Source organism: bacterium, assembly GCA_016703265.1.
GTDB lineage: Bacteria > Krumholzibacteriota > Krumholzibacteriia > LZORAL124-64-63 > LZORAL124-64-63 > CAINDZ01.
This window is the reverse complement of the sequence record JADJCK010000001.1, coordinates 398928-422953: the sequence shown is the minus strand read 5'-3', so window position 1 is coordinate 422953 and position 24026 is coordinate 398928. Positions and strand designations below refer to the sequence as shown.

18 protein-coding genes are annotated in these 24026 nt (G+C 68.4%); 16 read left to right on the top strand and 2 right to left on the bottom strand.

Features of this window, described 5'->3' with window-relative positions:
- Positions 1–124 precede the first annotated feature (124 nt).
- The 5 genes from IPG61_01945 (at position 125) to IPG61_01925 (ending at position 10985) form a co-directional block, all read left to right on the top strand.
- Complete coding sequence (locus tag IPG61_01945) at positions 125–1366, top strand: efflux RND transporter periplasmic adaptor subunit (GenBank protein MBK6732857.1); 1242 nt, start codon at positions 125–127, stop codon at positions 1364–1366.
- Between the two features lie 3 nt (positions 1367–1369).
- Entirely contained in the window at positions 1370–4657 is a 3288-nt protein-coding gene (locus tag IPG61_01940; GenBank protein ID MBK6732856.1) for an efflux RND transporter permease subunit, read from the top strand.
- A 1-nt stretch (position 4658) separates the two neighbouring features.
- Entirely contained in the window at positions 4659–7757 is a 3099-nt protein-coding gene (locus tag IPG61_01935; protein ID MBK6732855.1) for an efflux RND transporter permease subunit, read from the top strand.
- A gap of 195 nt (positions 7758–7952) precedes the next feature.
- Complete coding sequence (locus IPG61_01930) at positions 7953–8567, top strand: NYN domain-containing protein (GenBank protein MBK6732854.1); 615 nt, start codon at positions 7953–7955, stop codon at positions 8565–8567.
- 219 nt (positions 8568–8786) lie between these two features.
- Positions 8787–10985 carry a hypothetical protein gene (locus IPG61_01925; protein ID MBK6732853.1) on the top strand — a complete coding sequence of 733 codons (2199 nt, stop codon included), beginning with the start codon at positions 8787–8789 and terminating at the stop codon, positions 10983–10985.
- Between the two features lie 77 nt (positions 10986–11062).
- On the opposite strand, the gene IPG61_01920 is transcribed toward IPG61_01925, so the two are convergent.
- Together IPG61_01920 and IPG61_01915 are read right to left on the bottom strand one after the other, a co-directional pair.
- Positions 11063–11953, bottom strand: coding sequence for an aminotransferase class IV (locus tag IPG61_01920; GenBank protein ID MBK6732852.1), 891 nt, complete (start codon positions 11951–11953; stop codon positions 11063–11065).
- 169 nt (positions 11954–12122) lie between these two features.
- Complete coding sequence (locus IPG61_01915) at positions 12123–12875, bottom strand: tetratricopeptide repeat protein (protein ID MBK6732851.1); 753 nt, start codon at positions 12873–12875, stop codon at positions 12123–12125.
- A gap of 379 nt (positions 12876–13254) precedes the next feature.
- On the opposite strand from IPG61_01915, the gene IPG61_01910 reads away from it, so the two are divergent.
- The 11 genes from IPG61_01910 (at position 13255) to nuoL (ending at position 24025) form a co-directional block, all read left to right on the top strand.
- Entirely contained in the window at positions 13255–13626 is a 372-nt protein-coding gene (locus IPG61_01910) for an NADH-quinone oxidoreductase subunit A (GenBank protein MBK6732850.1), read from the top strand.
- A complete protein-coding gene (gene nuoB / locus IPG61_01905; GenBank protein ID MBK6732849.1) occupies positions 13617–14123 on the top strand; it encodes an NADH-quinone oxidoreductase subunit NuoB in 507 nt (168 codons plus the stop codon). The genes IPG61_01910 and nuoB overlap by 10 nt, the downstream gene beginning before the upstream one ends.
- A 75-nt stretch (positions 14124–14198) precedes the next feature.
- A complete protein-coding gene (locus IPG61_01900; protein ID MBK6732848.1) occupies positions 14199–15920 on the top strand; it encodes an NADH-quinone oxidoreductase subunit D in 1722 nt (573 codons plus the stop codon).
- Positions 15921–15947: 27 nt separating this feature from the next.
- Positions 15948–16505, top strand: a complete 558-nt coding sequence (locus tag IPG61_01895; protein MBK6732847.1) for an NAD(P)H-dependent oxidoreductase subunit E — start codon at positions 15948–15950, stop codon at positions 16503–16505.
- Positions 16435–17829: an NADH-quinone oxidoreductase subunit NuoF gene (gene nuoF, locus IPG61_01890; GenBank protein MBK6732846.1), complete on the top strand. Its 1395-nt coding sequence runs from the start codon at positions 16435–16437 to the stop codon at positions 17827–17829. Before IPG61_01895 ends, nuoF begins: the two co-directional genes overlap by 71 nt.
- A 4-nt stretch (positions 17830–17833) precedes the next feature.
- A complete protein-coding gene (locus IPG61_01885; GenBank protein MBK6732845.1) occupies positions 17834–19357 on the top strand; it encodes a (2Fe-2S)-binding protein in 1524 nt (507 codons plus the stop codon).
- Positions 19357–20640: an NADH-quinone oxidoreductase subunit H gene (locus tag IPG61_01880; GenBank protein ID MBK6732844.1), complete on the top strand. Its 1284-nt coding sequence runs from the start codon at positions 19357–19359 to the stop codon at positions 20638–20640. The genes IPG61_01885 and IPG61_01880 overlap by 1 nt, the downstream gene beginning before the upstream one ends.
- A gap of 1 nt (position 20641) precedes the next feature.
- A complete protein-coding gene (locus IPG61_01875; GenBank protein MBK6732843.1) occupies positions 20642–21148 on the top strand; it encodes an NADH-quinone oxidoreductase subunit I in 507 nt (168 codons plus the stop codon).
- Between the two features lie 18 nt (positions 21149–21166).
- The gene (locus IPG61_01870) at positions 21167–21679 is read left to right on the top strand and encodes an NADH-quinone oxidoreductase subunit J (GenBank protein ID MBK6732842.1); all 513 of its coding nucleotides are present in this window, start codon (positions 21167–21169) and stop codon (positions 21677–21679) included.
- Positions 21676–21975, top strand: coding sequence for an NADH-quinone oxidoreductase subunit NuoK (gene nuoK / locus IPG61_01865; GenBank protein ID MBK6732841.1), 300 nt, complete (start codon positions 21676–21678; stop codon positions 21973–21975). The genes IPG61_01870 and nuoK overlap by 4 nt, the downstream gene beginning before the upstream one ends.
- 43 nt (positions 21976–22018) lie before the next feature.
- Positions 22019–24025 (top strand): NADH-quinone oxidoreductase subunit L, encoded by a 2007-nt coding sequence (gene nuoL, locus IPG61_01860; GenBank protein ID MBK6732840.1) that lies wholly within the window; start codon positions 22019–22021, stop codon positions 24023–24025.
- The last annotated feature ends 1 nt before the right edge of the window (position 24026 follow it).

Sequence of the window (24026 nt, the reverse complement as noted above, 5' to 3'; positions counted from 1 at the left end):
CAAGGCGATTTCCAGCGTCTGGACCGGACCATGCAACCTTGGCCGGGTCGGTGCGTCTCCTTGCCAGTGAAAGTTCTGCGGATGCGCCCGATGCGTCGGCATTGTTTCGCCCGAAAGGACCGCCATGAGGAAGCCCGGCAAGAGAACCATCACCCTGGCCGCGATCGCGGTCCTGGCACTCGGCGGGGGCGCCGGGCTGTGGCTGGCCGGCCGGATGCCCGGGGTGCCGGCGCCCATGTTCGGCGCCATGGCGGCCACCGATACGACCTCGGCCGGCGATGACGCGGCCAAAGGCAAGGACAAGCCCAAGGGACGCAAGGGCAAGGACAAGGACAAGGAAGAGCCGAAGCCGGTGCCGGTGGAACTGGCCCGCGCCTCGGCTCGCGGCATCGAGGCGTACTATCGCGCCGCATCGGTGATCGAGGCCGACCGCCTGGTGGATCTGGTCGCACGGGTCCAGGGCCGGGTCCGCCAGGTGGCGGTCGAGGAAGGCAGCTGGGTCGAATCGGGGAAGGTGCTGGCGGAACTGGAGAACGACCGCGAGCGCATCCAGCTGGAGAAGGCCGAGTTGACCGTCGCCGACAAGGCGCGGCTGCTCGAACGCAGCCGGAGCATGCTCGGGCAGGAGCTCATCAGCCAGCAGGAATTCGACGCTGTGGAATCAACCTGGCGCCTGGCCGCCGCCGAGCGCGATCTCGCCGCCATTGCGCTCGAGGACACGCGCCTGCGCGCACCGTTCGCCGGCATGGTGACGGACCGCCGCATCGTGGCCGGGCAGCAGGTGGCGGCCGGCTTCTCGGCCTTCAGCCTGGGCGATTTCGAGCCGCTGCGGGTGCGCGTGCACCTGCCCGAGGACGTGGCCCGCAAGGTGACGGCCGGCCAGCGCGTGCTCGTCTCACCGGAAGGCCGCGAACTGGCGATCGAAGGTACCGTCGAACGCATTGCGCCGGTTGTCGATCCCGCCACGAGCACCGTGCGCTTGACCCTGCTGCTTGCGAACGCCGGCCCCGAACTGCGCGTGGGCGGCTTCGTAAAGGTCCGCATCACCACCGACCGGCACCACGACGCCCTGTCCGTGCCCAAGCTGGCGCTGGTGGAGGAGGGCGCGTTGCGCAGTGTGTTCATCGCCGAAGCCGATACCGTGCGCAAGGTGGAGATCGAAACGGGGCTCTATGACGAGACGCACGTCGAAGTCCTGTCCGGGCTTGAGGACGGCGCCTGCGTGGTGACGATGGGGCAGGGTGGCCTGCGTACGGGCGCCCCGATCCGCGCCCTCAACGCCGAGGCTGCCGGCTACGTGGGCAAGACCGCGGTTGCCGCCGGCTCGACGGCCGGCGGCACTGCCGACCTGGCGCGGGCGGAGTAGGCCATGAGCTTCATCCGCCTGGCTGTCACCCGCCCGGTCACGGTGTGGATGCTGACCCTGGCCGCGGTCGTCTTCGGGGTGACCTCGCTGGGGCGGCTCGACCTGCGCCTGCTGCCGGAGATCCGTTACCCGACGCTCACCCTCCAGACCGACTTTCCGGGCACGGCCCCGGTCGACGTCGAGAACCTCGTGACGCGGCCGCTCGAGGAAGCGGTGGGCGTGGTGCCCGGGCTGCGGCGCGTGCACTCGGTCAGCCAGGCCGGCCTGTCCCAGGTCACCCTCCAGTTCGACTGGGGCACGGACATGGACTATGCCGCCCTGGACGTGCGCGAGAAGGTCGACCTGGTGCGGCTCCCCGATGACGTCGCGGTGCCCCTGCTGCTGAAGTATGACCCGGGCCAGGACCCGGTGCTGCGCATCGGCCTGTCCGGCGGCACCTCGCTCGTGACGCTGCGGCGGCTGGCCGACGACGTGCTCAAGCAGGAGATCGAGGGACTGCCCGGCGTGGCGGCGGCGCAGGTCGATGGCGGCCTCGAGGAGGAGATCCGCGTCGAGGTCGACGAGGCGAAGCTGTCGGCGCTGGGCGTCGACATCGCCGCGATCGGGCGCGTCGTGGGCGAGGAGAACGTGAACGCCTCGGGCGGCCGCCTGCGCGACCGCAATGCCGAGTACATCGTGCGCACGCTCAGCCGCTTCGAGTCGCTGGACGACATCGGCCAGGTGACGGTGGCGAACGTGTCCGGTCGGCCGGTCAAGCTGGCAGAGGTGGCCACGGTCACGCGGACCCACAAGGACCGCACGAGCATCACCCACATCGACGGCCAGGAAAGCGTCGAGATCGCGGTCTACCGCGAGGGCGATGCCAACGCCGTGGAGATGGCCCGCGCCGTGCGCGCGCACCTCGACCGCCTGCGCGGCGAGCTGCCGGCGCCCATGCGGCTGGAAGTGCTGTTCGACCAGTCGGTGTTCATCGCCGACGCCGTGAAGGAAGTGCGGGACAACGCCCTGCTGGGCGGCCTGCTGGCCGTGCTCGTGCTGTTCATCTTCCTTGGCGATTTCAAGGGTACGCTCATCATCGCGCTGGCCATCCCGGTCTCCATCGTGGCCACGTTCATCCTCATGCTCAGCCGCGGCGTGACGCTCAATATCATGTCCCTCGGCGGCCTGGCCCTGGGCGTCGGCATGCTCGTCGACAACTCGATCGTGGTTCTGGAGGCGATCCATCGCCGGCGCGAGCAGCGCCTGGACCCGGACGTCGCCGAGTCGGCTGTCCGCGGCGCGGCCGAGGTGGCCGGCGCCGTCACCGCCTCGACGCTCACGACCCTGGCCGTTTTCGTGCCCATCGTCTTCGTGGTGGTGGGCGTGGCCGGACAGATCTTCCGCGACCAGGCGCTCACGGTCTCGTTCTCGCTGGTCGTCTCGCTCCTGGTGTCACTGACCTTCACGCCGATGGCGGCCGGGCGCGGAGGCGTTTCACGCGCGCCCACAGGTGCCATTTCGGGCTGGAAGCCGGCCGAAGGCGTCAGCGGTCGCCGCTTGTCGCGCTGGTCGAAACTGGCGGGCCTGGCCCTCGTCATCGCCCTTCCGCGCGTGCTGGCCTTCGCCGGCGCCAAGGCGCTGCGCGCGGTCGGCGCTGCGCTGCGCCTGCTGCTGCGGCCCCTGACCTCCGGTTTCGCGCGGGGTTTCCCGTTCGTCGTCGGCGGCTACGACCGGGCGCTGGCCTGGGCGCTGCGGCGCAAGCTGGCCGTCGGCGTGGCCACGCTGGCCTTTGCGGCCGGCGGTGTCCTGCTCTGGCCGCGGCTGGGCACCGAACTGGTGCCGCCGCTGGCGCAGGGCGAGCTCACGCTCGCGCTGGAGCTTCCTGAAGGCACGCCCCTGTCACGCACTGCTTCGATAGTGGGGCAGATCGAGGAAGGGCTGCGCGCCCTGCCCGAGGTATCGCTGGTGGCGGGCGAAATCGGCATCGCGCGCGACGGCCAGGCCGGCCTGGTGCGGCGCAAGGAGAATCGCGCGGAACTGCAGGTGCGACTGGCCGGCACCGGCGCCGTCGCCGAAGGGCGGGCCCTCGAGAGCATGCGCGGCGTGATCGCGGCGCATCCCGAGGTGCACATGCGCGTGCAGCGGCAATCGCTGCTCAATTTCGGCTCGCCCGTGGAAGTCAATGTCGCGGGCTGGAATCTCGACGACCTGCAGAAGACCGCCGACCAGGTGGCCGAGCGCCTGCGCGACACGCCGGGACTGCGCGACGTGCGGCAGAGCCTGGTGCCCGGCTCACCCGAGGTGCAGGTCAGTTTCGATCGCGACAAGTTGAACCGGCACGGCCTCAGCCTGGGCGCCGTGTCCGAGACCGTGCGCGGCAAGCTGCGCGGCACCGTGGCCACCCGCTACCGTGACCGCGAGAACCATGTCGATATCCGCGTCCTGAACGAATCCGAACAGAGGTCCACGCTCACTGCCGTGGAGGACCTCATCGTGGCCGAGCAGGACGGTGTACCCGTGCGGCTGGGCAGCGTGGCGACGCTGGGCACGGCCGTCGGCCCGGCGGAGATCCACCGGTTGGGCGGCAAGCGGGTGGCGATCGTCGGTGCGAACCTCTCGGGGCGCGACCTCGGCTCGGTGACCCGAGACGTGCAGGAACGGCTGGCCGACCTGCCGCTGCCCGCCGGCATCACCGTGGACATGGGGGGCCAGAACCAGGAGATGGCGGCGTCCTATCGTTCCCTGAAGCTGGCGGTGCTGCTCGCCGTGTTCCTGGTCTACCTGGTCATGGCGGCGCAGTTCGAGTCGTTCCTCTACCCGCTCATCATCATGTTCACGGTGCCCCTGGCCCTCAGCGGCGCCGTCTACGGCCTGTGGCTGCGGGGGATGAGCGTCAGCGTGATCGCGGTCATCGGCGCCATCATGCTCGCGGGCATCGTCGTCAACAACGGCATCGTGCTCGTGGACCGCATGAACCAGATGCGGCGCCGGTTGCCCCTGGTCGAGGCCGTGAGGAAGGCCTGCCGCGAGCGCCTGCGACCGATTCTCATGACCACGCTCACGACCGTGCTCGGACTGCTGCCGATGGCGCTCGGGCTGGGCGAGGGCGCCGAATTGCGGGCGCCGCTGGCCGTCACCGTGATCGCGGGCCTGTCGCTGGCGACGCTGCTGACGCTGGTCGTGGTGCCGGTGGCCTACTTCGCGCTGGCGGGCGGCGCCGTGCCCGAGACCGCGGCCGAGAACGCCGATGCCGTGAACGCGGTCGCCGGGGCAGGCCGCCTGGCGGGCTCGACCGCCGGGAAGGAAGCCTGAGATGTGGCTGACCCGCCTGTCGTTGCGGCGCCCCGTGACCCTGGCGATGGCGATCGCCTCGGTGGTCGTTCTGGGCGCCGTCTCGGTGTTCAAGCTGCCGCTCGACTTCCTGCCGCGCGTTGAGTTCCCGTTCATCGCCGTCTATGTGCCCTACCAGGGCGGCATCCCCGCCGAGAACGAGCGCGAGATCGTACGCCCGCTCGAGGAAGTGCTCGCCACCCTGGGCGGCGTGAAGGAGATCTCCAGCTTCAGCGACGCGGGCGAGGTGCAGGTTGGCGTGACTTTCGACTGGGGTCGCGACGTCAACCTGCTGCGCCTGGAAGTGAAGGAGAAGATCGACCAGATCCGCGACCGGTTGCCGGCCGACATCCCGCAGATCTTCCTGCTCACCTTCAACACCAGCGACATCCCCGTCATCGAGGGGCGCATCTCGGCGCGCGGTCGCGACCTGTCCGAGAGCTGGGACCTGATCGACCAGAAGATCATCGGGCCGCTGCAGCGCATACCGGGCGTCGGGCGCGTCAATATCGACGGTGTGCTGCCGACCCAGGCCTCGGTCTACCTGCGACTGGACAAGATCCGCGAGCACCAGGTCGACCTCGACCAGCTGTTCCGCGCCCTCGAAGCGGCCAACGTCGAACTGACGGTGGGGCGCGTCACCGACCAGGGCCTGCGCTACGACGTTCGTACCATCAGCGGGCTCGAAGGGGCCGATGACCTGGCCGGGTTGCCGGTGGATCCGCGCGGGCTTCGGCTGGGCGACGTGGCCGAGGTGGTCTACGGCGCCCCGGCGTTGTCGTACGGGCGCGTGCTGAACGGCGAGCCGGCCATCGCCTTCTGGGTGCAGAAGGCTTCCGGTGCGAATACAGTGGCCGTCTGCCGCGCCATCGAGGCCGAACTGGAGCGCATCAACCACGACCCCGCGCTGCAGGGTATCAACAGTTTCGCCTTCTTCAACCAGGCCGACCAGATCACCGATTCACTGCGCAGCCTGCTGCAGGGCGGGTTGTCGGGATCGCTGCTGGCCATCGCGGTGTTGTTCTTCTTCCTGCGGCGCGTGTCGATGACGCTGGTCGTGTCTGTGGCGATCCCGCTTTCGGTGGTCGGCACCTGCGTGTTCATGTACCTGAGCGGTCGCTCGCTGAATGTGCTGACCATGATGGGCCTGATGCTGGGCGTAGGCATGCTCGTGGACAATGCGGTGGTGGTTCTGGAGGCCATCCACCGGCGGCAGCTGGAGGGCGCCCGCCCCCTGAGTGCTGTCGTGCGGGGCACCCGTGAAGTCGGGATGGCCATCACCGCTTCGACCCTGACGACGGTGATCGTCTTCGCGCCCGTGGTGATCAGCCGTGCCGACGAACTTTCGGTCTGGCTGGGTGAAGTGGGGGTCACCATCAGCGTGACGTTGATCCTGTCGCTGCTGGTCAGCCTGACGGTCGTGCCGTTGCTGGCGCTGCGCGGTTCGCGCGCCGCGATGCCGGCGCCGGAGCCGCGCTGGCTGCTCTGGCTGCAGGGGCGCTACCGTCGCACGCTGACCTGGACCGCCATCCGGCACCCGCTCCTGACATCGCTGGTGCTGGTGCCGGTGGTGCTGGTCGTCACTTTCGGGGCCATGAAGCTGACCAAGTTCAAGCCGGACGTGGAAGGCCAGGACGGCATGCGGCGCGAGAACCTTCGCGTGCAGTTCCACTACACCGGGCCTGTGGACAAGGAAGCCTCGCGGGTGGCTGTAGCGCGCGCCTCGGAGTGGCTGGAGACGCGTCGTGCCGAACTCGGCCTGCGCGACATCTATTCGTTCCACGCCGCCGACGGCGGCGGCATCACGCTGTTCTTCCGGGACGGCGTGGTCACCGAGAAGTACTTCCGGCAGGTGCGCGACGACCTGCGCGAGAACCTGCCCGTGCAGGCCGGCGTGGAGTACCGCTTCGGCGACGAGCAGGGGCAGGACGCCGGTGCCAAGACGTTCTCGGTGACCATCAGCGGCGACGAGACCGAACTGCTGCAGGAGTACGCGCGCGAGGCCAGGCGTCGGCTGGCCCTGGTCGAGGGCATCGGCGACCTGCGCAGTGACGACGAGGCGGGCCGGGCCGAGGTGCAGGTCCGCGTGGACCCGGTGCAGTCGGGCCGGTTCGGCGTGACGCCCGGGGCCGTGTCGCGCGTGATGGGGCTCACCTACCGCGGCGTGCAGTTGCCGCGCCTGCAGACGGGCGACAAGGAGATCGACCTCGTCATCTCGCTGCTGCCCGAGGACCGCGAGTCGCTCGAGAACCTGGCGCTGCTGCCCGTCGGCTCGCTCGGCGGGGAACCGGTGCAGTTGAACCAGGTGGCCGATTTCACGTTCGGCCACGGGCCCGAGCGCATCTTCCGGCGCGACCAGCGCTCGGGCATCACCATCAGCGGCACCTGGTCGGGCGACCGTCTCGACGAGGCGCTGGAGGCGGTGGGCCCGGTCATGGATTCGCTGACCATGCCGCTGGGCTACGGCTGGAATTTCGGCAGCGAGATCCGTCGCGCGCAACAGCAGCAGAATGAAATGGGCCTGAACATGCTGCTGGCGCTGGCCTGCGTGTTCTTCGTGATGGCCAGCTTGTTCGAGTCGGTGATGCTGCCGCTGGTAGTGATGGGCACGGTTCCGTTTGCTGCTCTCGGCGTGTTCTGGCTGATGATGGCCACCGGTACCCCGTTCAACCTGATGGCGATGATCGGCATCGTCATCCTGATCGGCGTGGTCGTGAACAACGGCATCGTGCTGGTCGACCGCCTGGAGGGCCTGCAGCGGGCCGGCCGCAGCCTGGACGAGGCCGTGCTCGAGGGCGGTGCCGACCGCCTGCGCCCGATCCTGATGACCGCCGGCACGACGATCCTCGGGCTGCTGCCCCTGGCGCTGGCCAGCGGCGCCCATGTCGGCAACGCCGAGTACTATCCGATGGCCCGCGCCATCAGCGGCGGCCTGGCCTCGAGCACCATCCTGACGCTGCTCGTGATGCCCACCTACTACCGCCTGGCGGTGATCTGGCGGGCGCGTCTGGCGGGTTCCCGCCTGCCGACGGACGGCATCACGGAGAACCTGCAGCCTGCGGGACAACCTGCCGTCAGTTGAGCACTTGCGACGACGACATCCGGCGCTGGCGGTTTATGGCCGCCGGCGCCTTTGTAAAGGAATTGCGAATCAAAGGCGAAATAACTAATATTCGCCGCAAGAAGGGGGCACGGGAGCCGGTTGGCTCGACGGCCGCCTTCGACTCGCCCGGCTGGCCGGCCATCCGGCCCATTTACCGTAAAGGGGTGAAGGTCCATGTATCAGCACAGTCCCCTGGATCGCGTCGCCGTATTCATCGACGGGGAGAACATCCACTACAGTGCCAAGCACATGAATATGCGGATGGACTACCTGAAGCTGTGTCGGCGCCTGGCGGGAGACCGCCGCCTTGTCCGTTCCTATTTCTACACGGCGATCAGCAACCAGTCCGAAGGCAAGATCGACTTCATCAATTTCCTGAAGTTGAACGGCTTCACCGTCGTGACCAAGGAAGTCCGCAACTTCAACGAGATGGACACGAGCACCCGCAGTGTGCGCAGCAGCCTCGACATGGAGATGGCCATCGACGTCCTGGACATGTCCGACCACCTGGACAGCGTGGTCCTGTGCACGGGCGACGGCGATTTCCAGCCGCTCGTGGCGGCCCTGGCCCGCCGCGGCAAGCACGTGGAAGTCTGTGGTCTGCGCGAGATGACGAGCACCGACCTGATCGCCGCCGCCGACGAGTACGTCGACCTGGCGAGCCTGAAGGATGAGCTGGTCCTGGCCGGCGCGCCGCCGCTGCCGCGCGAGATCAAGAACGAGTTGCCGACCACCGAGCAGGACGACTTCAACACGTTCAAGGTGCAGGACACGAGCTTCGATTTCTGATCCGCGGTTCACCGCGCAGCGACGGCCGCTCTCCGCAGGGAGGGCGGTCGTTCTGCGTCCTGCCTGAGGGGACAGGGCGCCGGTAGCCACTTCCTTCAGTTCGGGCGGTTCCGGCCGATATCCATAGTCGTTATCGCGGGAACAATCCCTGCATACCTGCCGGCCGGGGGCAATGGGGCCCCACCGAACCCGCCGCGGCGGGGCATCTGCAGACGACATATGGCATGGGAGGTCATCATGCGACATGGGTTAACGCGGCACGTCATCCGGCTTTGCGCATGTGTTTGCACCGCGATCGGGCTATCCGCCACGGGGGCCGGGGCTACCGGATGTTTTGAGGTTTCCACTGAAGTACCGCAACTGCTGTTCGCGGGTGACGGCTATTACTCCACGGCGATCGCGGTGGATGGCGATCGTGCGTGGGTCGCCGGCAACGGAGCTATCCGGGCTTATGACATCAGTGATCCGCTGTCGCCGAACCCTCTCGGCACGCTTCCTCTCACGGGCTCCGTCAGCGATCTGACAGTTGTCGATGGATCGCTGCTCATCGGGATCAGCGGCTACGGGCTGCGCATCGCTTCGTTGACCGCCGGGCCGGTGCCCGTGCTCGTGGGCGCGTTGCCGTTCCCGGGTGGTGCTGCCGATGTGGTGTTCGCCGACGGTCTGGCCATCGTTGCCGCTGGAACCGGCGGCCTGGTCATCTGCGACATCAGCGACCCGGCGCAACCGCAGGTCACGGCCACACTGGGCGCGGCCGTGGGCGCGCTAGCCGTGGTGCGACATGGCAACTGGGCGTACGTCGGCTGCAGGCTAAGCGGCATTCTGCCGGTCGATGTCACCAATCCCGCGTTGCCCGTCGCGGGCACGATGCTGGACGTTGGCCACGATGTGATCGGGCTGGTCGTCCATGACGGCTTCCTGTACGCATCGACGTACGACGCGCAGCTGCTGGCGCTCGACATCGCGGTGCCCGCCGCACCCGTGCTTGCCGGTGCTGTCGAACTGCCGGACTTCGCTACTTCGTTGTCAGGTCGAGTTGGTAGCCTGTGGCTGAGCGTCTGCAACACGGGCCTGATGGCGGTGGACACGACCGCGCCCCTGGCGCCCGCGGTGTCGGATCTCGTAGAATTGCCCGGCATTTCATACGACTGCGTGCTCGCCGGAGACGTCGCTTTCGTCGCCGGCTCGGACGAACTGCGCGTGGTGGGCCTGGCCCAGCCGGTACCGAGCGCCACGCTCGGCTGGTACCTGGCGCCGAGCGGGTTCAGCGACTTCGCGGTGTCCGGCAACCGGGCCTACGGGCTCGACTATTTCGAGGGGCTGCTCACGCTGGACGTGACGGACCCGCTCCACCCGGTGGAGTTGGCGCGCCTGCCACTGACCGGCGATCTGGCCACGATCACGCTGGCCGGTGACCATGCCTTTGTGGCGGCCCGAGCGGGCGGACTCCATGTGATCGACCTGACGGATCCCGACCAGCCGTCGCTGGTCGTGACCGTGCCTTTCAACGGATATGTCACGCATGCGGCGCTTGCGGGCAGCCGACTCATCGCTACTGTCTCCGGCGGCACTCCCGATAAAGTTGCCGTCCTCGATGTTGCCGACTGGCGGGCGCCGACAGTCCTGGGTTCAGTCTCAGTGCCGTCCCCCGGCGACATTGCGACCGACGGCGATCGGGCGCTTGTGAGCCGACTCGGTGGCGTCTGTCTGGTGGGCTTCATGCAGCCGGCGGCGCCGGTGGTGCTCGGCACCTGGCTCAACAACGACCTTGCCAGCGGGCTGGTACTCGCGGGCGATCTGGCCTACGTGGGCAGCTTCGAGGACGGGTTGTCGGTGCTGGACGTCGCCGACCCGGCGCATCCGTCGGTCGTCGCGTGGCGGCCCCGGGCTCCGTTTTCCGGCGACCTTCTGCTGGCCGGCGACGTGCTCTATTCGGCATCCGGCGATCACGACATCATGGCCTTTGATGTGCGCGATCCGGCGCAACCGGAGCTTCTCGGCAGTGCAGGGTTGGCCGGTTACACCGAGCGGCTTGTTCTCGCCGACGGTACGCTCTTCGTCACCACCGTCGAGAAGGGCCTCGTCATGACCGAGCCGGCCTGCCTGGCGACTGCTGCCGACGCGGCCATGCCGATGGCATCCGTCCCTGTGCTCTCGGCGTCACCCAATCCGTTCAACCCGCGCACGACGATCTCTTTCAACCTCGATACCGAAGCCGAAGTGGCCGTTGCGATCGTCGACGTGCGTGGTCGCCACGTGCGCACGCTGCTGGCCGCCACTCGGCTGGGTCCGGGAACGCACCGGCAGGTGTGGGACGGCTGCGACGACGCCGGGCGTCCGCTGGCGGCGGGGCTCTACCTGGCAAGCCTGCGTCACGGAGAAGAACGTGAACTGGTGAAGTTGACGTTGCTCAAGTGAAGCCGTGCCGGCGCGGAGCCGGCGTATAAACGGAATGTGCGGGCGTTCCGGATTCCCTGGGCGCCCGCACCTCTGTTCTACGGCTGCCGCGGATCTTCGCCCGCCACCGCACCAGCCACCAGTTCCCGATAGGCCGCTTGCAACTGCCGCGTCAACGGCCCCGGCCGTCCGTCGCCGATCTCGGCGTCGTCCACCGCGACCACCGGCAGGATCTCGCGCACGCTGCTGGCGGTGAAGGCTTCGTTGGCGCCCCGCAGGTCATCGGGCAGCAGGCGCCGCCGCTCGCACGCCAGGCCCAGCCCCGCGGCCAATGCAAGCACGCGTTCGCGCGTGCGCCCGGCCAGCAGGCCCTCGGCGCCGGCGGGTGTCGCCAGGCAGCCGTCCTTCGCCAGGAACAGGTTGCTGACCGCGCCTTCCAGCAGGCGGCCGTCCTCGCTGACGAGGATCGCTTCCTGGCAGCCGCGCGCGGCGGCCTGGCGCAGCGCCAGCAGTGCGGGCAGGCCGTTGAGCGTCTTGAGGTGGGGCAGGTTGCCGCGCGCCGAGCCCGGCTCCAGAAGGCAGGCCCGGATGCCGCCCTGGGCCCACTCGGCAAGCGAGGCCGGCACCGGCGCCAGCGTGAACAGCACCGTCGGTGTCAGACGCCCGAGATCGCGCAGCGGCAGCGGGTCATCGGGGTCGCCGCCGCGACTGATGGTGATGCGCAGGCGACCGTCGTGATCGCGCAGTCCGTTTGCGGCGACCAGCGCCTCGATGATCGTGCCCGTCTGCTCGTCGCTGAGGGGCACCGGCAGTTCGAGCGCCGCCGCGTGGCGGCGCAGGCGTTCGAGATGGGCGGGCAGGTCGAGCGGCCGGCCGGCATACAGGCGCAACGTGGTGTAGATGCCGTCGCCGTAGAGATAGCCGCCGTCCCACACCGAGACGCGTGCCTCCGCCGCATCGATGTACTGTCCGTTCAGGTAGACCTGCATGGGATTCCTTCCGGTGGGCCGCGCCGCGGCATCAGGGCGCAACCTGGGTCACGATCACACACCGGACCTTCGGCCGCAATGCCGCGACCTTCGCCCTGCCGGAAAGAGCCGCGCCGCCGCCTGTGGGGGCGGCGGCGGCGCGGCTTTCGGAGATGGAATCGAACGCTGCTCAGGCCTCGGCCAGGGCGCGCTGCGCGTTCTCGGCCAGCGCGTGCCGGGCGCTCATGAGGCGTCCGAGCTGCTGGCGGATCGGCGTGTCGTCGGGGTGGGCCGCCAGCAGGGCTTCCGCCGTGCCGCAGGCCGCATCGAGGTGCGCCGAACCGGCGATGGCGTGCAGTTCCAGCAGGCGGCGACGGACCGGGGCACTCTGGTACGAGCCCAGGAAATCGTTGCAGCGCCGGACGGCACGGTGCAGGTCGTCACAGGACTCGTCCACGTCGCACAGGTTGAGGACGGCGTTGGCATAGTCCGGGCGCAGGCGCAGCGCGGCCTCGAGATGGCGGCGGGCGCCGTCCGGATTGCCGCGCTGGAAATGGGTGACGCCCAGGTTGTTGTGCAGGTCGGGATCGTGGGGGGCGTGCGTCAGCGCGGCGGCGAAATCGGCGCCGGCATCGGCAAAGCGACCGAGGTGGCTGCGCATCACGCCGCGGTTGTAGAGCACGTGCGGGTTCTCGGGCAGAAGCGCCACCACGCGATCGAAGCAGGACTCCGCACGGTTCCATTCGCCCAGCGAGGCCCACAGGGCGCCCAGGTTGTTGTGCCCTTCCGGGCGGTCCGGGAAGGCGTCGATGACGGCCTGGTAGGCGCCCAGGGCGCGGCGCAGGTCGCCGGCTTCGAGTGCCGCGGTGCCGGCGGCGACCAGCTCGGCCAGGCGGTGATCCGCGGCGGGCTCCGTCGCGGCCTGAAGTCGGGCATCGTTCATGGATCCACTCCCGATTGGACGTTCCCCTGCCGCCGGGCGGCAGGCTGGCGCATGTCGCCGGGAGCAGCGCAACGATCGTGCCGACCGGCCGGAACCGGGGTCGACTGCGGAATTCACGTAACTTGACGTATGGCAAAGGCTTGGTCGTGTCGTATTCCAGCCCGCACCCCGCAGCCAGGTGGCGTCGCGCCCGCTGGTGACCGGAAATCATCCTCCCCGGGCGGGAGATCGACCATCGACGCAACCCCGTGATTGACACCCTCTTTCGCTCTGTTATTTTGGCAACAGTCGGGTCTTTACCGGCCTGCGGCACCGTCTTCCGCCCGGAGAACTGTCCAGAGAATCGTCTCGTGCCACGTCTTCTGCCCGGAGAGTCGCGATGTTCGCTCAGTTCATGCCCGTGCTGCTGGTCCTGGCCGTTGCGGCCGCCTTCTCGGGGCTGTTCCTCGGCCTGAGCTTCTGGCTGGGGCCCCGCCGGCCCTCGGCACTGAAGGATTCGACGTACGAGTGCGGTGTCCCGGTCCGCGGCACCACCCAGATCCGCTTTTTCGTCCGGTTTTTCCTGGTGGCGATCTTCTTCCTGCTCTTCGACCTGGAAGCGGTCTTTCTCTACCCGTGGGTGATCACGTTCCGCGATCTGGTCGCGGCCGGTCATGGCGCCTTCGCGCTGGCCGAGATGGGGGCCTTCGTGGCCGTGCTCGTGGTCGGGTTCGTTTACATCTGGCGCAAAGGCGGCCTGGAATGGCAGTAGATCTCGAGAACCCCAGCAACTACCTGACCACGCGCCTGCGGCAGGCGGTCAACTGGGGACGTAAATACAGCCTGTGGCCGCTGCCGTTCGGCGTGGCCTGCTGCGCGATCGAGTTCATGAGCACGGTGTCGTCGTACAACGACATCAGTCGCTTCGGCGCCGAGCTGGTGCGCTTCTCGCCGCGGCAGAGCGACCTGATGATCATCGCCGGCACCATCAGCTACAAGCAGGCCCCGATCCTGCGCACCATCTACGCGCAGATGGCCGAGCCCCGCTGGGTGATCGCCATGGGCGCCTGTGCGAGCAGCGGCGGCTTCTACAACAACTACAGCACGCTGCAGGGGGCCGACCGCGTCATCCCGGTCGACATGTATGTCGCCGGCTGCCCGCCCACCCCCGAGAACCTGCTCTATGCCCTGACGCAGATCCAGGAACGGGTCGAACGCGAAGGGCTGGTGCCCGCGGCCGTCAGGCACGCCGGGCGGGTCCAGGTCTGAGGGCAATGGCTTGAGGGTCTAGTCTACCCCAGTTGAGCGCGCGGCCAGTGCGTCGCGCGACGGGAACGGATGAGCATGAGCCAGAAGCTGGTCGACAGCCTGCGCAGGGAGTTCGGCGACGCCATCCTCGCGACGGGCTCGTACCGCGGCGACGAGACGGTGACGGTCGGTCGTGACCGGCTGATCGACGTGCTGACGCACCTGCGTGAGGCCGAGGGCTGCGAGCAGCTGTCGGATATCGCGGGCGTCGATTTCCCCGCGCGCGGCGAACGCTTCGAGATCAACTACCTGCTGCGCTCGTGGTCGCGCAACCAGCGCCTGCGCGTGAAGGTCGACGTGGCCGAGGACCAGCCCGTGCCCACCGCCACCGGCCTGTGGCGCAGCGCCGACTGGCACGAGCGCGAGGTGTACGACCTGCTGGGCGTGCCGTTCAGCGGCCATCCCGACCTGCGGCGCATCCTCTGCCATCACCAGTTCGAGGGCCATGCCCTGCGCAAGGACTACCCGATCGAGCAGGGCCAGGAGTGTTCCGAGCCCGAGCACCTGTTCGCGGACGAGGACATCACGCGCGCGGCGCGCCGCGCCTCGGCCATGGCGGCGCGGGCCGGCGGCGTGAGCGACGAGGTGCACCCGAGCGACCTGCTGACGGTGAACATCGGCCCGTCGCACCCGGCCATGCACGGCGCCCTGCGCGCCGAGATGCTGCTCGACGGCGAGATTATCCTCGAGGCTCGCACGGAAATCGGTTACATCCACCGCTGCTTCGAGAAGGAAGCCGAGGACCACACCTGGGCGCAGGTGATGCCCTACACCGACCGGCTCAACTACTGCTCGGCCATGCTCAACAATTCGATCTATGCCGCCGCGGTGGAGAAGCTGCTGGGCGTGGAGGTGACGCCGCGCTGCCAGGCGATCCGCGTCATCGTCAGCGAACTCTCGCGCATCATCGACCACCTGGTCTGCGTGTGCGCGAACCTGGTCGATATCGGCGCGCTGACGAACTACTGGTACCTCTACAACATCCGCGAGAGCCTGTACGAATCGCTGGAGAAGCTGTGCGGCTCGCGGCTGACGACGAACTACGCGCGCATCGGCGGGCTGAGCCATGACCTCTATCCCGAGTTCGGGGCCGAGGTCCGTTCCAAGCTGAACGACCTGATGGTGGCCCATGGCGAAGTGATGAAGCTGATCGCGCGCAACCGCATCTTCCTCGACCGCACGGTCGGGGTGGGGGCCATCAGCCAGGCCGACGCGCTGAGCTTCGGCTTCACCGGGCCCTGCCTGCGCGCCACGGGCCTGGCCTGGGACCTGCGCAAGACGGCGCCGTACTCCGGCTACGAAAACTACGAGTTCGAGATCCCGACCGGCACCGCGGGCGACACGCAGGACCGCATCATGGTGCGCATGGCCGAGATGGTGCAGAGCCGTTCGATCGTGCTGCAGGCGCTGGACAAGCTGCCGGGCGGGCCGGTCAACCTGGACGACCGCGCCATCACGCTGCCGCCCAAGCGCAACGTGTACCAGAGCATCGAGGGGGTCATGAACCAGTTCAAGCTCGTCTACGAGGGCATCCAGGTGCCGGCGGGCGAAGCCTACGGGTTCGGCGAAGGCGCCAACGGCGAGCTCGGGTTCTACGCCGTCTCGGACGGCAGCGGGCACCCGTACCGCCTGAAGGTGCGGCCGCCCTGTTTCCCGATCTTCTCGGCGTATGCGTTCATGATCGAAGGCGCGATGATTCCCGACGCCATCGCGACCCTGGGCAGCCTGAACATCATCGCCGGCGAGCTGGACCGCTGACGGCAAGCGCCTGGAGGCCTTGAACCGATGACCAAGCCCATGCAAGAACTGCCCATGGACGGCACGCCCGGCTTCGCGCTTTCGCCCGGAGCATTGGCACGCATCGACGCCCTGGCGGCGCGCTACCCGACCAAGGCCAGCGCGTTGATGCCCTGCCTGTGGGTGATCATGGACGAGCTGGGCTGGGTCCCGCCCGGCGGCGTCGACCTGATGGTCGAGAAGCTGGACGTCACCCATGCGCGCGTGAACGAGGTGTTGACCTTCTACACCATGTTCCGCGACACGCCGCAGGCGAAGCACACCCTGCAGGTGTGCCACAACATCTCCTGCCACATCATGGGCGCCCGGCCGCTGATCCGTCACCTCGAGGAACGCCTGGGCGTTAAGCTGGGCGGGCGCACCGCCGACGGCCAGTTCCAGATCGAGGGCGCCGAGTGCCTGGGCGCCTGCGGCATGGGCCCCTGCCTGCAGCTGGGCACGCACCTGTACGAGAACGTGACGCCGGCCAAGGCCGATGCGCTCCTGGAGAGCCTGCGCCGCGGCGTCGTGCCGCGGGCCGACACCGACCGGGAAGGGGTGGACTGAGTTGAACCACAACGGCGTCGTCGGCCCGAGCGGGCCGAAGCTGCTGTCGGCGCGGTTCGGCCGCACCGACGGCCACCGCCTGGCCGTCTACGAGAAGGAAGGCGGCTACCAGGCCCTGCGCAGGGTGCTGGGCGGCATGCAGCCGGCCGAAGTGCAGGCGGTGGTCAAGGAATCCGGTCTTCGCGGTCGCGGCGGCGCCGGCTTCCCGACGGGAACCAAGTGGGGCTTCGTGCCCCAGGCCGCCGAGCAGGTCTACTTCTTCGTCAATGCCGACGAGAGCGAGCCGGGCACGTTCAAGGACCGCTTTCTCCTGGACTACGACCCGCACCAGACCATCGAAGGCACCATCATCAGCTGTTTCGCGGTGCGGGCGAGCCTCGGCTTCATCTACATCCGCGGCGAATTCGGCTGGCTCATCGACCGCGTGCAGAAGGCCGTCGACGAGTGCTATGCCGCGGGGTACCTGGGGAAGAACATCCTCGGCAGCGGCTACAACCTCGACCTGATCGTGCACAAGGGCGCCGGCGCCTACATCTGCGGCGAGGAAACGGGACTGATCAATTCGGTCGAGGGCCGCAAGGGCCAGCCGAGCATCAAGCCGCCGTTCCCCGCGGTGTCCGGCTTCCTGAAGAAGCCGACCATCGTCAACAACGTCGAGTCGGTGGCCTCGGTGCCCTGGATCATCATGAACGGCGCTGCGGCCTATCGCGCGTTCGGCACCGAGAAGTCGCCGGGCACGAAGCTGTTCTCGGTCAGCGGACCGGTCAAGAGGCCGGGCGTCTACGAGATCCCGCTGGGCATGCCGTTCCGCACGTTCTTCAACGACGTGCTCGGCGGCATGGCCGACGGCGAGGAACTGAAGGCCGTCATCGTCGGCGGCAGTTCGGTTCCGGTGCTGCCGGCGGACGAGATCATGAACTGCAACCTGGACTACGAGTCGCTCGGCTCGGCGGGAACCATGCTCGGCTCGGGCGGCATGATCATCATCCCGAAGCGCTGCGACATGGTTGAACTGATCCAGGTGCTGATGCATTTCTACTGGGACGAGAGCTGCGGGCAGTGCACGCCCTGCCGCGAAGGCACGGGCTGGCTGCACAGGCTGGTCAAGAAGCTGCGGCGCGGCGAAGGCACGCCCGAAGACCTCGAGCGCATAGAGCACGTCTGCTCGGGCATGGCCGGGCTCACCATCTGCCCGCTGTCCGACGCGGCCGTGATGCCCATGCGCAGCTTCCTGGCGAAGTTCCGCGGCGAATTCGAGGCCCTCATCCAGGACCAGACCCCGGTCGCGGCCGAGAGCCGCTGGCCGCGCGGCGAGCAGGAGTGAGCCCATGGCCAGACTGACCATCGACGGCAGTGCGATCGAGGTTGCCGACGGCACCTCGCTGTTCGACGCCTGCCGATTGGCGCGCGGCGAGGCGTTGCCGCACTTCTGCTACCACCCGGACCTGTCCATCGCCGGCGTCTGCCGGCTGTGCCAGGTCGAGGTGGAGGGCATGCCCAAGCTGACCATCGCCTGCAACACCACCGTGCGCGAAGGCATGGTCGTGCAGACGCGCAGCGAGAAGGTCCGCAAGGCGTCGCAGCAGATCCTCGAGATGCACCTGATCAACCATCCGGTCGACTGCCCGATCTGCGACCAGGCCGGCGAATGCGGGCTGCAGAACCAGTACATGGACTACGGCCTGTACGACAGCCAGGTGCCGCAGTCCGAGAAGGTGCTGAAGGCCAAGGCGCAGGTGATCGGGCCCGAGGTGATCCTCGACAAGGAGCGCTGTGTGCTCTGCAGTCGCTGCGTGCGCTTCTGCAACGAGGTGACGAAGACCGGCGAACTGGGCATCTTCAACCGGGGCGACCGCGCCGAGATCGGCGTGGCGCCGGGCCGGCAGCTGGACAACGCCTATTCCGTCAACACCGTGGACATCTGCCCGGTGGGCGCCCTGACCAGCCGCGATTTCCGGTTCCAGAAGCGCGTCTGGATGCTGAAGTCGACCGACAGCGTGTGCCCCGGCTGCGCCACTGGCTGCAACGTGCGCGTCGATCACGAGGCCGGGCGCATCTACCGCCTGAAGCCGCGCCGCAACGCGAAGGTCAACGGCTCGTGGATGTGCGACGAAGGCCGCCTGACCTACAAGGCCGTGCACGCCGTCGATCGCCTGACCGAGCCCCTGTGGCACGGGCAGGTCGTGGCCTGGGCCGAGGTGAAGAACCACCTGGCCCGTGTGGGCGGTGGCGGTTTCGCTTTGGTGATCGGCAGCGCCCACCAGTCGCTGGAAGAGCTCTGGCTGCTCCGGCAGGTGGCCGGCACCGCTGCGACCAGCGGCGGCCTGGCCGGTAGCGACACCGGCAAGGGCGATGACATCCTTCTCTCCGCCGACCGCACGCCGAACCGGGGCGGCCTGGCCGTGGCCGGCCTTGCCGAGCACAGCGCGACCGAACTGGCGGCGCTGATCCGCGCCGCGCGAGGCGCGATCCTCGTGCACGGGGGCGACCCTGCCGCGGCGCCGGAAGTGGCTGCGGCCCTGGCCGGCCGCGACGACGTGGTCTACCTGGGCACGCACCTGGGCGTCACGGCCCGCGCGGCGGCACTCGTACTGCCCGGCGCCATGTGGGCCGAGAAGGCGGGCGTGTTCGTCAACCGGCAGGGACGGCTGCAGCCCTTCGCCCAGGCGGTGGCGCGGCCCGGCAACGCGCGCGAGGACTGGCGCGTGCTGGTCGAGATGCTTCCGGCCGGCGCCCCTGCGGCGCCGACGAGCCTCAAGGCGCTGCGCGCGGGCGCCGGCGCCGCCCTGGCACCGACCCTGGACCTTGACCGGCTGCCGCAGGACGGCGCGCTGCCCGGGGGGGAAGCCTGATGGACATCGTGCTCATCTCGCTGGCCAAGATCGTGTTCATGTTCCTGCTGATCATGGGCATGGTGCCGGCGCTCATCTGGGCCGAGCGCAAGGGCGCCGCCTACATCCAGGACCGCACCGGGCCCAACCGCGCCTCCATCGGCGGCGTGCGGCTGGCCGGCCTGGTGCATCCGATCGCCGACGTGCTCAAGCTGGTCTTCAAGGAAGACATCGCGCCGACCGGCCGGCACCGCGCGCTGTACAACCTGGCGCCGTGGCTGGTCATGACGGTGGCGGTCAGCACCTACGCGGTGATCCCGTTCGGCGACTACCTGGAGATCGGCGGCAAGCGGTTCCCGCTGGTCGTGGCCGACCTGCAGGTGGGCCTGCTCTACGTGCTCGCGGTGGCCAGCCTCGGCACCTACGGCATCGTGCTGGCGGGCTGGGCGGCCAACAACAAGTTCACGTTCCTCGGCGGCATCCGGGCCACGGCCCAGATGATCAGCTACGAGATCAGCATGGGCCTGGCCATCATGGGCCTGATGCTGATCTTCGGCAGCCTGCGCCTGACGGACATCGTGGCCGGGCAGGGCGAGCTGCTGTTCGGATTCCTGCCCCGCTGGGGCGTCGTGCTGCAGCCCCTCGGCTTCATCCTGTTCATCACCTCGGTCTACGCCGAGACGAACCGCAACCCGTTCGACCTGCCCGAAGGCGAGTCGGAAATCGTCGCCGGCTACCACCTGGAATACAGCTCGCTGAAGTTCGCGCTGTTCTTCATGGCCGAGTACTGCCACATGGTCGTGGGTGCGGCGATGATCAGCGCGCTCTACTTCGGCGGCTACCAGATCCCGTGGCTGCCGCGTCCGGCCCTCGAACAGCACGCCGGTGTGCTCCTGGTGGTCATGCTGCTGGCGATCATCGCCGTCAGCCTCCTGTTCGCCGTGCTGTTCCTGCGCCGCGTGCAGCGCGAGAAGGGCAAGTTCGGCGATGCGCGCGACCGCGAGCCGGTGCTCGGCGCCGGGCTCTGGCTGGTCACGGCGGCGCTCGCTGCCGGCGCGCTGCTGCTGCGGCCGTGGGAGATCGGTCCGGCCGGCGCCAGTGTGGCCGCCACGGTGTTCCAGGTCGGCGCCTTCGTCAGCAAGGTCGTCTTCTTCGCCTGGCTGTTCATCTGGGTTCGCTGGACCCTGCCGCGCTTCCGCTATGACCAGCTGATGCGCCTGGGCTGGAAAGTGATGCTGCCCCTGGGGCTGGCCAACCTTGTGGTGACCGCGCTGGTCGTGGCGGCGGTCGGAAGCGGGAAATGACATGAGCTTCAAAGGACTGGCCAAGGGATCGACGGACAAGCGGCGCTCGCTGCTCGAGTCGATCTACCTGTGGGAGGTGGTGAAGGGGCTTGCCGTCACGGGCCGGCACCTGATCCACAACATCTTCCACACCGGCGACATGCCGACCATGCAGTACCCCGAGGAGAAGCGCGTCTACGGCGACCGCTTCCGCGGGCGGCACCGGCTGATGCAGCGCGAGGACGGCACGCCGCGTTGCGTGGCCTGCCAGATGTGCTCGACGTACTGCCCGGCCGACTGCATCCACATCACGGCGGCCGAGAGCGACGACCCGACCATCGAGAAGTACCCGGCCATCTTCGACATCGACCTGCTGCGGTGCGTGTACTGCGGCCTGTGCGAAGAGGCCTGTCCGTGCGATGCCATCCGCCTGGACACGGGGATCTACGAGATCGCCGCCGATCATCGTGACAAGTTCATCGTGGACAAGGAATTCCTGCTCCACAACCGGACCGACGGGACGCGCTGACCCGCGAAAGGACGACCGATGGAGGCTTTCCTGTTCTGGACCTGCGGCGCGCTGATGCTGCTGGGCGGGGTGATGATGGTGCTGCAGCGCAGCGCGGTCGTGGCCGCGCTGTGGCTGGTGTTCGCCTTCATCGCCGCCTCCGGCGTGTTCGCGGTCCTGGCTGCGCCCTTCCTGGCGATCATGCAGGTGCTGGTCTACGCGGGCGCGATCATGGTGCTGTTCCTGTTCGTCATCATGATGCTGCAGGGCCCGATCATGGAGGGTGAGCGCAAGCGCATGGCGCTGCCGCTGTGGCCCGCCGTGGCCATCCCGCCGCTGGCCGTGCTCGTGCTCGTGCTGGGCTGGCTGGGGCAGCGCGGCGCCGAGCCGTTCCCGGCGGTGCCGGCCGGCTTCGGATCGCCTTCACAGGTGGCGACGCTCCTGCTCGGCCGGTACCTGCTGGCGTTCGAGCTGATCTCGATCGTGCTGCTGGTGGCGATCATCGGCGCACTGGCCCTGGGCCAGGGGGAAAGGAAAATGCCGTGGTCGTGAGCCTGAACCACTGCCTGGCGCTGGCGGCTGCCGTGTTCGTCACCGGCATGGCCGGTTTCGTCGTGCGCCGCAATGCGATCGTCATGCTCATGTGCATCGAGCTGATGCTCAGCGCCGTGAACATCGTGTTCGCCGCCTTCAGCCGTCACCACGGTGACGCCGGCGGCCATGTCTTCGTGCTGATGAATTTCGCGGTGGCTGCCGCCGAGGCCGCCATCGGCCTGGCGATCCTCGTGGAGATCTACCGGCGCCGCCGGACGGTCGATGTCGACGAACTCAAGTCCCTGATGGAGTGACGCCGTGCACAGTCCCGTAACGGAAAACGTCGTCCAGGACAGCCTGCTGCGCTGGATCGTGCTGCTGCCCCTGCTGGGGGCCGCGATCAACGGCCTGCTGAACCGCCGCCTGCCGAGGCCGGCGGTTGGCGCCATCGCCTGCGGAGCGGTGGGCCTCAGCTTCGTGCTGTCGGTCGTGGCGTTCCTGCGGCTGGTCTCGATGCCGGCCGACGCGCGCCTGCTGACCGACATCGTGGCGCCCTGGCTCGGCTACGGCCCGCTGCACGTGGACCTGGGCTTCGCCCTCGATCCGCTGAGCGGCGTGATGGCCCTCATCGTCACCGGCGTGGGCCTGCTGATCCACATCTACTCGCTGGGGTACATGTCCCATGACAAGGGCTTCCAGCGATTCTTCACGTACCTGAACCTTTTCATCTTCGCGATGATGACGCTGGTGCTGGGCGAGAACCTGCTCATGCTGTTCGTGGGCTGGGAAGGCGTAGGACTCTGCTCGTACCTGCTGATCAGCTTCTGGTTCAACGAGGAAGCGAACGCGATCGCCGGCAAGAAGGCCTTCGTGGTCAATCGCATCGGCGACTTCGGCTTCCTGATCGGCACCTTCCTGCTGGGCGTCACGCTGCTGCCGCACCTGGGCGCGGGCGAGGGCCTGTTCAGCTTCCGCACCATGCAGCACCACGCGGCGGCCCTGGCGCCGGCGGCCACCGCCATCGCCCTGCTGCTGTTCGTGGGCGCCACCGGCAAGTCGGCGCAGATCCCGCTCTACATCTGGCTGCCCGACGCCATGGCCGGCCCGACGCCCGTCAGCGCGCTCATCCACGCCGCCACGATGGTGACGGCCGGCGTCTACATGATCGCGCGCATGAACTTCCTGTACGTGCTCTCGCCGACGGCGATGCATGTCGTGACCGTCGTCGGCGCGGCGACGGCCATCGTGGCGGCCACCATCGCCATGACGCAGAACGACATCAAGAAGGTGCTGGCCTATTCCACGGTCAGCCAGCTGGGCTACATGGTCATGGCCTGCGGCCTGGGCGCCTTCGCGGCTGGCATCTTCCACGTGATGACGCACGCCTTCTTCAAGGCGCTGCTCTTCCTCGGTTCGGGCTCGGTGATCCACGCCATGAGCGGCGAGCAGGACATGCGCGTGATGGGCGGGCTGGCGAAGAAGCTGCCGATCACGTTCTGGACCTTCCTGGCCGGAACCTTCGCCATCGCCGGCGTGTTCCCACTGGCCGGCTTCTTCTCCAAGGACGAGATCCTCTGGAAGGCGTTCAGCAGCGACGGTGGCGGCATCACCCTGTGGGCCGTGGCCTTCCTGGTGGCGGGCCTCACGGCGTTCTACATGATGCGCCTGGTCGTGCTGACCTTCCACGGCGAGAACCGCGCCAGCCACGAGGTGCGGCACCACATCCACGAATCACCGCTGTCGATGACGCTGCCGCTGGTCGTGCTGGCGGTACTGTCGGTGGTCGGCGGCTGGATCGGCTGGCCGGCCTTCCTGGGCGGCGCGAACCACTTCGAGCATTGGCTGGCGCCCGTGTTCGCCGGTGGCGGCCACGAAGTGGCGGCGGCGGCGACGCACGGTGGCGAGGCGCTGGCCCATGGCGTGGCGGCCGCCCATGGCGCAGCCGAAGCACACGGCGGCGGCCACGTCGCCCTCGAGCGCGGCCTTGCGGCGGCCTCGCTGGCCTGGGGGCTGCTCGGCCTGACGCTCGGTTTCATCGTCTACTCGCGGCGCACGAAGGTGGCCGACGCCGTGCGCGGCCTGGCCGGCGGCTGGCCGTACCGCGTGCTCCTGAACAAGTACTACGTGGACGAGGCCTACCAGGGCGCCTTCATCCGGCCGGGCTTCCGGCTGTCGAAGACAGTGCTCTGGAAGGGTGTCGACGCCGGCGTGATCGACGGGCTGCTGGTCAACGGATCGGCGCTCGTCGTGGCGGTGATCGGCTCGCTCCTGAGGCTGTTGCAGAACGGCCTGGTCCGGTTCTACGCCTGGTCGTTCACCGTGGGCGTGGCGGTGTTCTTCGTCTACCTGAGCCTGAAGGGCTAGG